General features: G+C 53.3%; 14 protein-coding genes. 4 read left to right on the plus strand and 10 right to left on the minus strand.

Annotation, left to right across the window (positions count from 1 at the left end):
* Positions 1–11 precede the first annotated feature (11 nt).
* Positions 12–590, minus strand: coding sequence for an N-acetyltransferase family protein (locus ACZ5BW_RS11745; protein ID WP_464540150.1), 579 nt, complete (start codon positions 588–590; stop codon positions 12–14).
* 253 nt (positions 591–843) lie between these two features.
* On the opposite strand from ACZ5BW_RS11745, the gene ACZ5BW_RS11750 reads away from it, so the two are divergent.
* The 3 genes from ACZ5BW_RS11750 (at position 844) to ACZ5BW_RS11760 (ending at position 3,798) form a co-directional block, all read left to right on the plus strand.
* Complete coding sequence (locus tag ACZ5BW_RS11750) at positions 844–1,506, plus strand: thiopurine S-methyltransferase (protein WP_464540152.1); 663 nt, start codon at positions 844–846, stop codon at positions 1,504–1,506.
* Positions 1,507–1,693: 187 nt separating this feature from the next.
* The gene (locus ACZ5BW_RS11755) at positions 1,694–2,242 is read left to right on the plus strand and encodes a Slp family lipoprotein (RefSeq protein WP_464540154.1); all 549 of its coding nucleotides are present in this window, start codon (positions 1,694–1,696) and stop codon (positions 2,240–2,242) included.
* Positions 2,243–2,535: 293 nt separating this feature from the next.
* The gene (locus ACZ5BW_RS11760; protein WP_464540156.1) at positions 2,536–3,798 is read left to right on the plus strand and encodes a hypothetical protein; all 1,263 of its coding nucleotides are present in this window, start codon (positions 2,536–2,538) and stop codon (positions 3,796–3,798) included.
* Between the two features lie 234 nt (positions 3,799–4,032).
* Here the strand turns inward: ACZ5BW_RS11760 and ACZ5BW_RS11765 are convergent, their stop codons facing one another.
* The 3 genes from ACZ5BW_RS11765 to ACZ5BW_RS11775 all read right to left on the minus strand — a co-directional run bounded on the left by ACZ5BW_RS11765 (position 4,033) and on the right by ACZ5BW_RS11775 (position 5,450).
* Positions 4,033–4,419, minus strand: a complete 387-nt coding sequence (locus tag ACZ5BW_RS11765; RefSeq protein WP_464540158.1) for a TIR domain-containing protein — start codon at positions 4,417–4,419, stop codon at positions 4,033–4,035.
* Between the two features lie 96 nt (positions 4,420–4,515).
* Positions 4,516–4,905, minus strand: coding sequence for a RidA family protein (locus tag ACZ5BW_RS11770; protein WP_464540160.1), 390 nt, complete (start codon positions 4,903–4,905; stop codon positions 4,516–4,518).
* A gap of 74 nt (positions 4,906–4,979) precedes the next feature.
* Positions 4,980–5,450: a hypothetical protein gene (locus ACZ5BW_RS11775; protein WP_464540162.1), complete on the minus strand. Its 471-nt coding sequence runs from the start codon at positions 5,448–5,450 to the stop codon at positions 4,980–4,982.
* Between the two features lie 445 nt (positions 5,451–5,895).
* Between ACZ5BW_RS11775 and epsA the strand changes: the two genes are divergently transcribed.
* A complete protein-coding gene (gene epsA, locus ACZ5BW_RS11780; RefSeq protein WP_464540164.1) occupies positions 5,896–6,678 on the plus strand; it encodes an XrtB/PEP-CTERM-associated transcriptional regulator EpsA in 783 nt (260 codons plus the stop codon).
* A 74-nt stretch (positions 6,679–6,752) separates the two neighbouring features.
* Here epsA and ACZ5BW_RS11785 read toward each other — a convergent pair whose 3' ends face one another.
* The 6 genes from ACZ5BW_RS11785 to ACZ5BW_RS11810 all read right to left on the minus strand — a co-directional run bounded on the left by ACZ5BW_RS11785 (position 6,753) and on the right by ACZ5BW_RS11810 (position 14,816).
* On the minus strand, positions 6,753–9,137 hold the full coding sequence (locus ACZ5BW_RS11785; protein WP_464540166.1) for a sucrose synthase: 2,385 nt from the start codon (positions 9,135–9,137) through the stop codon (positions 6,753–6,755).
* Positions 9,121–11,286 (minus strand): HAD-IIB family hydrolase, encoded by a 2,166-nt coding sequence (locus tag ACZ5BW_RS11790; RefSeq protein WP_464540168.1) that lies wholly within the window; start codon positions 11,284–11,286, stop codon positions 9,121–9,123. Before ACZ5BW_RS11790 ends, ACZ5BW_RS11785 begins: the two co-directional genes overlap by 17 nt.
* A 7-nt stretch (positions 11,287–11,293) precedes the next feature.
* Positions 11,294–12,208, minus strand: a complete 915-nt coding sequence (locus ACZ5BW_RS11795) for a carbohydrate kinase family protein (RefSeq protein WP_464540170.1) — start codon at positions 12,206–12,208, stop codon at positions 11,294–11,296.
* 464 nt (positions 12,209–12,672) lie between these two features.
* Positions 12,673–13,407 carry a bifunctional demethylmenaquinone methyltransferase/2-methoxy-6-polyprenyl-1,4-benzoquinol methylase UbiE gene (ubiE, locus tag ACZ5BW_RS11800; RefSeq protein WP_464540172.1) on the minus strand — a complete coding sequence of 245 codons (735 nt, stop codon included), beginning with the start codon at positions 13,405–13,407 and terminating at the stop codon, positions 12,673–12,675.
* A gap of 55 nt (positions 13,408–13,462) precedes the next feature.
* Complete coding sequence (locus ACZ5BW_RS11805; protein WP_464540174.1) at positions 13,463–13,882, minus strand: gamma-butyrobetaine hydroxylase family protein; 420 nt, start codon at positions 13,880–13,882, stop codon at positions 13,463–13,465.
* A 424-nt stretch (positions 13,883–14,306) separates the two neighbouring features.
* A complete protein-coding gene (locus ACZ5BW_RS11810; protein WP_464543702.1) occupies positions 14,307–14,816 on the minus strand; it encodes a DUF1269 domain-containing protein in 510 nt (169 codons plus the stop codon).
* Positions 14,817–14,836: the final 20 nt, after the last annotated feature.

Genomic DNA, 14,836 nt, shown 5'->3' on the forward strand with positions numbered 1-14,836 from the left:
TCAGGGAGGGATTATTGGACCAGCAGAGCATCGGGACGTAATTTTAGCTGAACACGCCCGGACTTCCCAAACGACAAGTGAAGGAAGGGAAAAATAGTGGCAGCCATGAACTGCAACTGCCCGGCCTGCAGGAATAGGGTGCGTCCTACACATTTCCATCCCAGGTGACTATGCGCCCGGCGCGAGGCGATATTCGTCCGGGTGATACGACTGAACGTATATTTTATCCCTCGCTCGTTAAGATATTGATTGGCTCCGCTCCACATGCCGATAAATCCTCGGCCCATGCGATATTCAGGAAAAAGGTAGAAATCGAAATCGAAGACCGCTTCGCCGGCGGGTGACACCAGGAAGATGCAGCGAACTTCGTCTTCTATATAGGTATGGGGACAAAACCACATATATCCGATAAATTTTCCCTTTTGAAAAGCGCCAAGGCAGACCGCATTCTGCTCGAAACGGGCCTCCTTTATGTCCGGCCGCGCTGGCATGAGTTCCACTTCCGGATCACCTCGTTTGATCTCGCGAATTTCAAGATTCCTGCTTAATCGCTCTGGAATAAGCGGCTCTTTGTGAATCGGCTGGACCATAATATCGTAGAAATACAGTCGCAGGTGCGGTGAGATATTCGCAAGAAAACGGTCTGAAATATATAACAGACCAGCAAAAAATCCGAATTCCTTGAAAAGTGCAGCAAGTTTTTGAAGCATTTCGTAGTTGTCAGCGAGATAATTTTGGCGGATTTTTATATCGGCGAAACATTGTCGGCTTAATCTTTTGCGAGCTCAAGTGGATGGCGGCAGGATAAATTTATCTTAAATAACGCCGGGAGAACACAGGAAAATGAAGAAAGAATACTGGCTGGAACGCTGGAGGCAGGAAGAAATCGGTTTTCACCAAGGCGAGATCAATCCATATTTGCGCCAGTATTGGCTGAAATTACAGGTTGCGGCCGGAAAACAGGTATTCGTTCCCCTCTGCGGCAAAAGCCGTGACATGATATGGCTTCGCGAGCAGAATCTTTCCGTGCTGGGGGTGGAATTAAGCCCTTTGGCAGTAGAAGCGTTCTTCAAGGAAAACGAATATTCCCCTCGCCATACCGTCGGCGAGAAATTCGATCAGTGGGATGCGGACGGCATCCGCATCCTGTGTGGAGATTTTTTCGACTTGGAAAAAGACGACCTTGCAGAGATGGGGGCAGTGTATGACCGTGCCTCCCTGGTCGCGCTATCCCCGGAAACCCGCCGCGCATACGCAGACCACCTGCTGCGCATCTTGCCGCCCGCAATCCCGATACTGCTCGTTACTTTCGATTATCCCGAGTCCGAAATGTCCGGTCCGCCTTTTGCGGTTTCCGCAGCCGAAGTAGAGGTACTTTATGGAAAACGCGCGGACGTTCGTCTGCTCGCAAAACGCGACGTGCTGGCGGAAAATCCGCGCTTTCAGCAACGAGGCATAAGCCGACTTCAGGAAAGCATCTTCCTGCTCACGACGCTGACGGCATAAACCCCAAGGAATCTGCTGACAGCTTGCCCAGTCGCGAGAAAGTATTCAAAGGCGCCCTATTAATAATGGGACGTATTTTTAACCCAGATTAAACTATGCTTGTAGTGGCTCTATTAAGAAATTCCAATTCTAGGCGAAGATGGCAAATAAACAATCCATGGGCCGTGTTTTCATAAAAGGAAAAAAGATGAGACCATACCTGTTATTCGTCTGTATCTTCTTGAGCGGGTGCGTCGGACTGCCAGCGGCAGTGAGAGACGTACCGGTGGCAAAGGTCGGTTATGGCGAGGTGAGCCAGAACCCGAACAGCTATAAGGATACGTCCGTCCGTTGGGGAGGCATGGTGATTGATGTTGAAAATGAAGAAAACTTCACCCTGGTGCAGGTGCTGTCCTATCCCCTCAATTATTCCGGACGGCCGCAACTGAACAAACAGAGCGAGGGACGTTTCGTGATCAAGAGTTCCGAATTTCTGGATCCCGCCGTTTATGCAAAGGATAAAGAAATCACAGTTGCGGGAACAATCGAAGGTGATATCGAGCGTACGATAGGAAAAAAACACGTACGTCTGCCTCTGCTTTCTTCCAAAGGCATTTATTTATGGCCGGCGTACCAATATCAGCCTTACACTTATTATGGTGGCCCCGGCTACGGCTTCAGTCCATACTTCGGGTATGGGTATTATTATGGCGGACCCTATTGGGGAGGATTCTACCACCCCTACTGGTGGTATTAGAAACCCCTTGATAAGTCCTCCTTGAGCATTCTCGGTAAAGTCGGGATAATCATCGCCCGGGTGCAGCATGCGCCGCCCTACCTGGCACGGCTTGCATGCCTTGTGGAACCGTTGTGATCTGTTCCGCCTTTTTTGAGAAAGCGATTTGAGCATCAGTCGAAACCGCGGCGTTTTTCTTTATCCTTTCGCGGCAAACCCACAGGACCGGTAAATTCACAAGGGCGCAGATGCCATGGTCCGGAATACCGGCATCGTGCGCCCTTTGTCCTGAGCGGACACTTCAATAAAATTTCATGCGCAAACTTCTGATTGTCTCGGCTGGATTGCTATTGATTTTTTCCCTGATCCTGGTCGTCATAATCTCGCTCGCCATTGAAGATCGCCCACGCGTCAACCGTCAGGTCGTCCTGACTCCGGATCACATAGAACGCGCAAAGCGCATTGTGGATAAGCACCGTTACTGGGTACGTCCGGGAATGTTCGCTGCCGCAAGGATAATGCCGGCAGATGCGGATCTGGCCGTAAATTACCTGGCGCGCAGGCTCCTGAAAGGCAGCGCTCACCTCACCCTTGCCCATCGAAGCGCAGTGATTCGCCTCAGCATTCCTCTTTCCGAGACTCCACTCAGGCGCTACCCGGATAGGTATCTCAACATTCAAGCATCTTTAGTCGAGACCGATCACCTGCCACAGCTCAGATCGATCCAGATCGGCAAACTTTCGTTGCCCGACGCGCTTGCGGACATGCTCATGCCCCGGATACTGGAATGGCTAAGAGAGAGCCCGGAATATAAGGACAGTTTGGACTCGCTTCGGATGGTAAAGGTTTCCCCGGATGAATTGACCATTGTTTATCGTTGGCGCGGCGGCCTCTCCCACGGCATGAAGGCCTCGATCATAGGCGAAGAGGAGCGCGAACGTTTGCTTCGTTATCAACGTCTGCTGGTGGAAAGCAGCAGAACTGGCGAGAAAGAATTATCGCTGTCGGACGTGCTTTCACCGCTCATGCGCGCAGCGGCCGGACAATCGACGGAGGCCGACCCGCGTGCTGAAAACCGCGCCCTTATTCTGGTGGCTACGGCACATGTGCTGGGCGTTTCACTGAAGCGGATTCTTCCAGGAAAAACAACCTGGCCCCGAGCCCAGCCTCAGGTTGTAACACTGGATGGTCGTGATGATTTTGCCAAGCACTTCATGGTTTCCGCCGCTATCGCTGCCTATGCCGATACCGCACTCGCGGATGCAATCGGGTTGTACAAGGAATTCGAGGACTCCCGCCATGGCAGCGGCTTCTCCTTTAACGATCTTGCTGCAGATCACGCAGGCACAAAATTTGGAGAAAAGGCGGTAGCAAGCGAGACATCAGCCCAGCAACTTCAGTATCGCGTCCTTTCCGGCATTGGGGACACGGATTTGATGCCCTCCTGGTCCGATCTGCCGGAATTCATGCCGGAGGCCGAGTTCAAAAAACGCTTTGGGGGAATCGGAGCGCCCGCCTATGAGGAAATGATGCGGACTATCGAACAACGGGTAGCGGATCTGGGCGTGTTGCAATAAACGTTTTCTCGACTCACCGAACGGCTCCATCGGGAGCATCGATACCCTTCAGCGATACTCTTAACGGCCGGCCCGCTTACACTTCCGTCGAAGGCAGCGATCGAACTTAGTTCAAGCTGCGAGCGCCTTCTGACAGGTTTCCCCAGGTTATGAAAGGCAGTGCATGAAAATACTGACATGCTCCGGTCGGCAATATCCGGTTTTTTGCCGCCCGGAGTGCTCAGGAAAAAATGCTTATAGTCTGTCGAGGAACGATGAGATTGCTGGCCAGTTCCACGCATCGATCTCGCGGTCTCCAACGGGTTCAGGCAGTTTGGAGGGGAGCCTGTCGGAATCTCCGTGAATAAGCAGTACAGGCATTCTCGCATCGTAGGCGCAGCGCAGTTCCCATTGCTGGCCGTCGGCTCTGACATAGTTTTTGGTAATCAGGCCAATCACGCCATCACATCCCTTCACCGTCTCCCGGCACTCGTCTTTCCAGGAAGGCTCCCAGGACTGCTTGACGGGCATCTCCTCAAAGGAAAATTTTGTTTGCTCCTTCAATTGCTCCAGAAGCTGATCGTGCGCACTTCTGTCCTTGAGTGCAAAACTGATAAAAATCTTGTTTGTTTTTTCAGCCATCAATTACCCCCTCCTCATTTGTTATTAGCGTGGAATCCCAAGCCCCAATCATCCTCTCCGCCAGCAGCAGGCCTCTCCCTTGATCGTTCAAATATCTCACGCTCCTGAACCGCGCCTTGCGGTTACCTGTATCTCGATACGCATACGCGGATCCGAGAGGCCGGCAGCCAACATCATTGCCGCTGGCCTTACATCCCCGAGATATTTCCGGAATATGGGCCAGCACTTGGGGAAGTCAGCAGCATCAGGCAATATATAGGTGACGCGCACAACATCTCTCATGCTTGCCCCAGCTTCATCCAGAGCAGCACCGATATTTCTGAAACATTGCTCAGCCTGCTCAAGAAGATCGTCCGAAATTGTCATTTTGCTGTAGTCAAAACCTGTCGTGCCTGAGACGAAGACCCAGTCACCCTCAACCACAGCCCTGGAGTAACCGATCTCCTGTTCGAACGTTGATCCTGAACTGATCAATCTGCGTATCATCTGAGCTTCCTGTTCTTTATGGTCAGCGCGGACAAACCTCCCACCGCCTTTCCGGATGTACCTGATCGTGTTCCTCAGTGAGAGAAACACTGATTCTTGTCGGATACGACCGTGCATGCATATTTCATTTGCTGCACCTGGCCGGCACGATTGAATATGTATTCGGCCCGCAGCGCTTTGAATTGAGCATCTGTAAACGAAATCGAGTCAGCTACGTAACGTTCTTCATTCCAGAATCTGACTCTGCAGAAATCGGGTTCCGATCTGCATATCTTGCTGAGTGCAGCGCCGTAAACCGCCTTATCCATATCCCGCTTGCCATCGATCAGGACCATATGGATATAATTTTTTGAGTTGCCAAGCTGAATCGAGCGCACAAGGCGCCAACCGTCTCCATGAGGCAGCTCCGGGGATGAAGCCGATTGTGATTGCGATTGCGACTGTGATTCCGGCTGCTGCAATGAGAAGGCAGAGACGGACCATGACAGAATAATAATAGAGAATGCCATCGCTATTACTCTCTTGTCGTTTACTCTCTTGTTCATGATACTCCTTTACGGAATTTCTCCGCACTGGTCAAAATCGGCAATAAAAAAGACGTGCCTTTCCCCCTCTCAGGGGAGGAATCGTGACTCGCCCTATTCTCAACCTGCCCTGTTCCCCTGTCTCTGGAACAAATAGCTCTAGCTCAAGAACCCTCAAGGGGCTAAATCCAATTCATTTTATCAACAAAGAAAGTGGTCAACAAGAAAATACCAGCTACGGAAAAGCCATGTTCCGGCGTTGCGGTGGGTAGAAATAATCCAGGAGCTTCGGCGTTACAAGTTTAAACAGGTTTGATCACCTGTCAGAAATCTTTACATTCTTCCCATATTTCTTCCATCAAACGTCTGTTCGACCTTTGAAATCCGCGAATTACGTCCTGGCGTGAATATTGCTTACATTATAGGGTGAATGGATATCTCCCGTAACTTCAATTGAATATTCCAGATGAACCTGTCGCCCTCTTTTTCTATGGAACACGTGGAGCGATATCGCCATATCATCCAGGAAGGGCTGGAAGTAAGCTGTCACTATGATCTATTGCTGTGGTTGCAAGGTGAGATGCAACACTACCTGCCTCACGAGATCATGCTCGCTGCATGGGGAGATTTCGATGCAGATGCTGTGTGTCATGACGTTGTCTCTGCCTTGCTCGAAGTGAGGAGCGAAAACTCGGATGCAAGGACGCTGCTGCCCTTACTCCAGGGACTGTTCCGCCGCTGGGTTCAACTTGGCAAGGCTCCTTACGCTCTTGGTAGCGGCGAATATGGTTTTCTGATGGAAGAACGCGTCCTGCAATGTCCTCTGGGAGGGGCGCTGCAAGGTATGCATTCCATGTTGATACATGGCATCAGCGACAAACGCGGACAGCATGATTGTCTGTACGTGATGTTCAGTTCGAGCAGGAATATCTCCCCTTCCTCGAAGGACGTCATCGGAATACTGCTTCCATACATCGACGCGGCATTCGGCCGCATCGATCCACCGCTCCGGAACAACCGACGTGCCCTGGTTCCGTTAAATCCGGAGGAGTATGGATTCAGCCCTCGCGAAATCGCGATAATGGAGTGGACCCGGATGGGTAAAACGATTTCTGAAACGGCTGCGATACTGGAGGTCAGCACTTTTACGGTAAAAAACTGCCTGCTGGATCTATTCCAGAAACTGCATGCTGCCGATCGTTCTCAAGTGATGCCGACAGCAGAGAAAACATCGCCGAACAACAGATAAGCTTTCACAATTGACGACACGGCGCGCATTGGAACTGGTCTTTATTCTTTAAAAACGACAGCATGACCGCCCTTTTATTGGGGAAGCGCCTTTGCCATGGGCCGAAACTGCAAGTGATAGAACATGTTGAGATAACGCACGGTTTCTTCGTGCTCCAGCTTACTGACGAACTTCCAGAAGCCGTAAATACGCGATAACGTCATCATTCTTTCGGCATAGAGACGCCAGGTATAGCGCGCTTCGACCCTCTGCAAGGCCCTCTGGGAAACCTTGTCCCAAAAACCCGGATCGGCTGCCGCTCGCGCAAAAAAATCCGTCATGGCGGAAGCGGCCGCCGATCCATTGTTGGGATCGAAATGGTAGCCCGAAACCCCATGTTGAATGATTTCGCGCGGGCCGCCATAGCAGGTGGCGAATACAGGCAGGCCGGAGGCCATGGCCTCGATAATGGTCAGCCCGAATGCCTCGAATCGCGCCGGCTGAACAAAAATGCCGCGACGATCCGCCACGTGCCGGTACAACTCACCGGCAAGATTTTTTTCCAGTCGGGTGCCAAGCCAACGCATGCGTCCCTCCAGTTTGTACTCGTTCATGAGCGCATGCATGTGCTCGATCTCGGCACGCTCCTCGCCATCACTGGAGGCTGCTGGATCGATATGCCCGCCGATTACCAGAAGGTTGGCTGCGTCCGATAAGGGCTGACACTGCCCGAACCACGCGGCAAGGCCGGTAAGATTCTTCACCATGTCCAGGCGAGCCATTGTAAAAATCAGAGGTTTCGCAGGATCAGCGAAGTAGCCGCGGTAGGGCACGCCCGGATCATCCCCGTACAAAAGACGCTCGATGTCCGGAACCAGGGCATCCAGGCGCCGCTCGCGGTCGAGATAAGAGAAATAGACTTCCGCATCCGCGCCCGGCGAAACAATGTTGAACTTGGGATCGAAAAGGTCAATGCCGTTCACCACCCGGTATAAGCCCGGCATCGTATAGTTCTGGTACGTTTCATATTGGCCTACTGTCTGCTCAGTACCGGCAATTTCCTGAAAGGTGCTGGTGATGATGAAATCGGCGCTGTTCATCGCGATGAGATCGGCGGTATATTGGCAGTTGAAGTGATACTGAGCTTCGTTCTCCCGCCAATACAACGCCGAGTGCAGGTACTTGCTCTGCTCCAGCGCATGCGCAATATTGCACTGGGTTACGCCGATCCGTTTGGAAATCAGCGAGGCGACAAGATTTCCGTCGGAATAGTTGCCTATGATCAGGTCGGGACTACCGCTGAGTTGGGCCAGTGCTTCGCGTTCAATGTCATGCGCAAAATTTTCCAGGTATGGCCATATCTCGAACCGGGAAATCCAATGGCGAACGATTTCACCGCTCGCTTTGCGAAATGGCACCCGCACGATCCACGAATTCTGGGTACCGTGAATTTTTTCCAGAGGCTGGTGGCAGAGTGTATCGCCCGCGTCGGGGATGAGGCGCGTGCCGATCAGGATTTTTGGCGGCGCATCTATTCCCTGCAATATCAGACGCTCGCTCATATCCCGTTCCAGGGCCCGCACCTGATCGAGGATGTATACCACTTGCCCGCCTGTATCCGGCAATCCCAACACGTTATCCTGGCCGAAGTAGCCATGGGGAGACAGAATCAGCAGTTTCGAGATCATCGGAATGCGGGCGAGGAAGTTCTCCAGGATCTGTGGAGAGGGGGCTTCCAGAATATCCACCAGCAAACTCATCGTCTCGCTCACACGGCCCACGCAATTTCCCCAGCCAGGCGCAAACCCGATACCCCCCAGCGGTTCGGCAACATCCTTCCACTCGGTATCGTCGGGATACTTCTCAAGCATACTCAAAGCCCTGCGCAGTCCGGAACGCAGCGCCGGTACATCGGTGAAGTTGCTGCCCAGCATCAACTGCTTCCCATCCATGGAATGTACTGTCAGGAAATGCAGCAGCTTGTCCGACCCCAATCCCAGTTGCCCAAACAGACCCCCGGCAAGCTGCTTGTTGAGGAAAATCACACCCTGTCCTATAGACCGGATTTCCTTGAGCTTTGGAGAACTGCGATTAAAAGGCGCAAAATCAATTTCCAGCACGGGCTCATTCGCTCCCTCCGGATTTACCAGCAGTTCCTTGAAAGCGAGATATTCCGACACGGTGACAGGCTCGGGGATCAGCCGATCCAGATGCAGGCGCGCGTACCACCAGCACCCCGCGTCCTCGCGGGCCGCCATATAGACCATTGGCGGCCGGCACACCGCTTCCTGCAAAATGTCTACGATCTCCTGCACCTGCGAGTCAGCAAGCAGATGCGCATGATCCGCGCTCAACGCATCAAAAACCGCTCCCAGATCGGAATGAAGCAGAAGCGGCCTTTCCAGTTCGAACCACCTGCGCAGAAGCGTATACATATCACCGCGATGATCGACAGCCCAGGCTTCAAATTTGTCCAGCATTTGCAGTCTCCATGATGGAAGTACCAAATTCATAATGCGCCATACCCTCTGCAATGCCGTCGGCATATGCGGACCGGGCAAAATAGATCTGCTCATTCCCTTTCAGGCTTGCGAGTTCGGAACTATGGTTGGCGACTATAACGCCGAGGGTGTCACCGATCAGCATTTCATGATCATTGCCGGAATCCCCCGCAACCAGAAACGCGCGTAGCGGCAGTCCCCACTTATAGGCAAGATAACGTATTGCCCGCCCTTTGGACGCCCTCAGCGGCAACACGTCGAGATAAGTCTGTCGTGAGTAGATCAGGTGTGCTGACAGATTCTGCTCACGCAACAATGTGCGGATTTTGGCTACTGGCGGCATTTTTTCCGGATCCACGTTGTAGCTGAGCTTGAATTCGCGCTGGTTTTCGCCCGCCTGCAGCTTGAGTCCCGGCACTTTCCGCAATACGTTTTCAATGGCATCACGACGCCATAGATACTTGATCAGGTTTTGCCACCCGATATCCGGACGAAGTTCGGGACCATAATAGATTTCGCTGCCCACCGCGGTGATCAGCACATCGGGCAAGGGTACGCCCCATTCCTTCAATATTTTCACAGCGCTTTCCAGCGTGCGGCCAGTGGCGACACCAAAGCCCAGGTTGGGTGGCGTCGCCCGCAGGATAGCAAGAAGGCGACGCAGGGCAGCACGGTCGCCGAGGAGCGTATTGTCTATATCCGTGATGAGCATATGCGATATCAAAGGCAGCGGGCGCGGTTGCCTTTGATATATCGCCAGGTTCCGGCGGATGCGCTTACGCTCCTGATACAGCAGACGCGACAGAACGTGCAGATATCTCCTGACATGCGCCTCCCACGTGTAGTGGCTTTTTACCCCTGAAACGCCGTTCCGCGCCCAGCGCCGCCAGCGCATAGGGTCAGCAAGCGCATACTCGATCGCTTCGGCAATCGCACCGGTGTCCGATGGATTTACCAGTATCCCGTTTTTGCAGTTCGCCACGATATCGCGCGGTCCTCCATCTTCTGTCGCGACAATGGGAAGCCCACTGGCGGCGGCTTCGATCAGTGTAAGGCCGAAGGGTTCGGTAAGCGCCGGATTGATGAACACGCCGCGCCGCTGGGCTGCGAGACGGTAGAAACCGGCGATGTCGGAAGGCTTGTGGTGTTTGGGCAGCGCCACCTTGCCCCATAAATCGTAGCGGTCGATATCCAGCAGCAGATCGGTCATCACTTCGTTCTGGGCAGCATCCAGTTGACGGATGTCATCCCGGTTGCCCGCCACGATGGCGAGATTGGCCTGTTCATGCAGTTTGGGCGAATTGCCGAAGGCGGCGACCAGCGCCCCCAGATTTTTTCGAATTTCAGGACGGCAAATGGTCAATACCAGGGGCTTGCGCGGGTGCGCGAGAAAGCGATCGATGAGATCCGCGGTCTCCACTTCCACTGGTTTTTGACGGCTGGGAGGAGAAAAACGCGATATATCAGTTCCCGGCGGAATGACAACCGCGCGTTCCGGGCGATAGTTGGTGTACAACCCGTATTGCTCGACGCTTTCCTGAGGCGTGCTGGTTATGACCAGGCTAGCATGTTGCAGTACGGCTTCCTCTGTGGCTATTCGCCGGTAGAAGCTGAATTGGCGCTCCAGTGCCTGCGGCTTCCGGCCTTGTGCCAGCAGGCGTTGTTGCTTGCTGCGTCCCAGGGAGTGCCCGGTATGAATCTGAGGGATGCCCAATAGTTGGGAAAGCTGCATGCCGACATAACCGGCATCGGCATAGTGGCTGTGGATAACATCCGGCAAGCGCTTCTGCCCGCGGAGAAAAAGCAGTGCGCGATCCACCAGTTGATCCAGATAGGGCCAGAGGCTTTCCTTGCGCAGATAGCGGCGGGGACCGCACTGAAGGCGGATAATGCGCGCGTTGTTGCCCAGCGTTTCCTCAAGACGGGCATAATCCGCGGAAACCGAAGGATCTTCTATCCTTCGCGTGAGCAGATCCACTTTGCCGACCTGGGGCTGACGCGCGAGTGCTCGCGCCAACTCCACTACATACAGCACTTGGCCGCCGGTATCCGCATCGCACCCCAACTCCATGTCGTTTCCCCGAATCAGCCCGTGCAGGCTCAGCATCAGTATGTATAACTCTTTCATCCGTCTCCTAACCGTCCACTGGCCACTGTCTAATGAACGGTTCGTAAAAATCATCGTGTTCGGGAATAGCCCCCCGTATTCCGCAAATTGCACTGGCAAATTGCTGTGCCTGCTTCAAGATGACGGGCATACCCCATCTCTGCAACAAGCCGAATATGAAGACCGCAGAGAACGCATCACCCGCTCCCACCGTGTCGACAACATCCGCTGCCTTGTCCGGCGCGATCGATATTTTTTCTCCCGCTCGCTCCAGCCACCAGGCACCGGCTCCGCCGCAAGTAATGAGCATCCCGCGCAACTGATATCGCTCAATCAGCGCTCTGGCCTGAGCCTCGGCAACAGGCTCATCTATATTCAACAGTTGAGCGATGCGATCCAGTTCATCGTCGTTCGCCTTAACGATATCAGCATGCTGCAGCGACCAGTGCAGTCGTTCGCCATAAATCCAGGGATCGCGCAGATTGACATCAAAAAAACGTTGGCCGCTGGTTGCGCGCAACATATGGCGCAGGGCGCGATGCGAATCGGCGCGCTGAGCCAGCGTTCCGAAATAGACCATTTCCGGGTTTGCCGCAAGCGCGGCTACCCGTGCCAGACGTGGATGAATATGATCGTAGGCCTGGTTAGGGACAATATCGAACCGATGCCCTTCCGCTCCCAGATGGACCGCTACCACGCCCGTAGGGTAAACCGAGTCAAGCTGTACACCATGCGTGCTCAATCCGGCCCTCTCCATCGCCTGCAACAGACGCGCACCCTCCGCATCCTGGCCTATCCGGCTCACGAGAACAGGTGCACAGCCAAAAGCGCGCAAATGGCGGGCAACATTGAGAGGTGCGCCACCGAGCACATCCCCGCCGGGGAACCGGTCTATCAGTGTTTCGCCAAAAAGGAGTACCGAGTGGTGGACGTCGATCATCATGATAACTTGAAAAAATCGGTCGCGAATCTCCGGGTTCGCCGACGCACATGAACGGGTCTTCCTTATACTTCCGTGTGAAGCCATGGGAAAAGAGGGATATTGCCTGCTATACAAGCACCTCCAGCAACACCTGCACAAAGCTTTTTAAAGCAGCTTTTTTAAAGCGGTGCATATGGCCGATTCAGAAGCTTATTGCCTGCTGCGCTGCCGCTCCCGAAGCGCCTCCCTGCGGATAAAGGAAGAAAGGAAGCATCAGGAGAAAATTCAGGGGAAAATGAGAACACTCCGCTCTTATCTGTCATGATTACCGCTTCTCTTGCCTCTTTTCCATCCGCCTGTGAAAGCAGGAATAACAACAGGAAAAACCAACAATACCATCAGCTACGGAAAGGGTTTCTGTACGATAGCAGACATACTGCGAGAAGAAAGTCTGCCAGCTTCCGGGCAAGTTTTTCGAAAGATTTCTAGAACTTGTACCCGCGATGCAGTGCTACCGCATTTGCGGCAAGATTGAAATATTCCACGCGCTCGAATCCGGCTTTCTGCATCAATTGCTTCAACTCCTCCTGCCCGGGATGCACGCGGATGGATTCAGCGAGATATCGGTAGCTGTCCGGGTCCTTTGCGACGAAACCACCCATCGCGGGAAGTACTTTGAACGAGTAGAGGTCGTAGAGCCGTTGCAGAGGTTTCCATATCCTGGAAAATTCAAGCACGATAACGCAGCCACCGGGGCGTAATACGCGCAGCATTTCTTTCAGCGCAACATCCTTGTGCGTCATGTTCCTCAGACCAAAAGCAACGCTTACGCAATCGAAGTAATTGGTGGGGAATGGCAGCTTTTCCGCATCGCACTGTGCAACCGGCACGGCAGTACCTTCATCCAGCAAACGATCGCGGCCAATGGTCAGCATGGAATTGTTGATATCGGTCAGCCAGACCTCTCCCCTGCTCCCCACCTGCTCAAGTAAGAGCGAACTCAGATCCGCCGTTCCCCCGGCAATATCCAGTACACGGTCACCTGTCCGGACTCCGCTCACCTCAACTGCAAATCGCTTCCACAGCCTATGCATGCCCCCAGACATCAGGTCATTCATCAGGTTGTAACGTTCCGCAACAGAATCAAACACACCTGCTACCTCGCGTGCTTTCTCCGTTTCCGACACGGTCTTAAAGCCAAAATGGGTAGTTCTCGTCATCGATGTTCAACTTAAATAAAGGGTAGAGGGAGAAGAAGCCTTGTTCCGGATAGTCTCAGCTTTTTGCCGCCGATTCCAGGTTTGAGCCCGGTAAATGCCCGGCCGGTTCCCGGCTGGCTCCCGCTTCTTCGATTCGACGCAGGTAACGCTGCCACATTTCATCCTGGTGCAGGCCATACTCGTAGAGCAGATCCCAGGAATAAAGCCCGGTATTATGGCCATCAGAAAAAGTCAGCTGGATCGCATAGTTGCCTACCGGATCGATACGATTGATATTCACCTCTTTCTTGCCGGTCTGCAGCACTTCCTGGCCGGGGCTATGACCTCGCACCTCCGCCGAGGGCGAATACACCCGCAGGAACTCGCTGGTGGACTGGAACGTCTTTCCATCACTGAAAGTGATTTCCAGCAATCGTGATTTTCGGTGCAGCTTGATTTCGACGGGAACAGGCGTGTTTTTACTCAAGCCAGCCATTGCCTTTCTCCAGTTTGATCCCGGTTGGGAATGGGGAATGATAAACCAGTAGGGGCAAAACTAAAACCTTGGCGGCAAACTGGATGTGATTTCCGGCAAAATCGGGTACCGCAAAGATTGCGATACGAAAATGCAGATCCCAGCCAGAAGAACCAAGGGCAAAAGAGAGGTATCCGGAAACATGCCAACAAGATTCCGCCGACTCCCGGGCCTTTACGAGAACCAGCCTATCCGCGTTCACCTTTGCCCCTCACGCGCTGAGGATCAATGCAAATTATCTGCTGATAAAATCATATATAGCATACGCAATTCTCACTGCTCCTCGTCGCTGTCAGGGCTACCTTTCCCGCTCACCTCGCAACTGAACAGAGTGCAACATTATTCCATTGCGCAATTCAAAGCGCTGATGGCGCAGACTGCCCGATCACGGAAAAGCGGGCTGTTTCGGTTCGGTTCCTTCAATCTCTACAGTCGGCAAATGATTTTTTATGCGCGCCTCGATCTCCTCGACACGAGCTTTTGGCACATCAGCCAGTACGAGCAATTGACCTGCTTCGATCGCCTGTTCAAATTGCTTTATTCTCGAGCTTGCCGCACTCACACCAATCAGGCTTCCCGCCCAGGCGCCGACACCTGCTCCTGCAAGCGCACTTCCCAGCACAATACCGCCCGCAATTACCGTGGATGCTGGCGGCAGAACGACCGCAACCAGTCCGGCCAGAGCACCGGCGGTACCGCCTACCGCCAGCCCCCGTTCCACCGCGGGAATGAAGTCAGTCTTCTGCAACAGGCTGGCCTCGGGCAGATCCTCAAGCTCGGTACCGCGCTTGGCCACCACATGAATGTGTTTTTCCTCTATTCGGGATAGAAGCAACTCATCGACAATGCGTTTGGTCGTCGAAATGTCGGGAACCAGAAAGTATATTCTTCGCATCATGATCTCCTGATAGTGGT

It is taken from the genome of Nitrosospira sp. TNL300 (assembly GCF_055385915.1).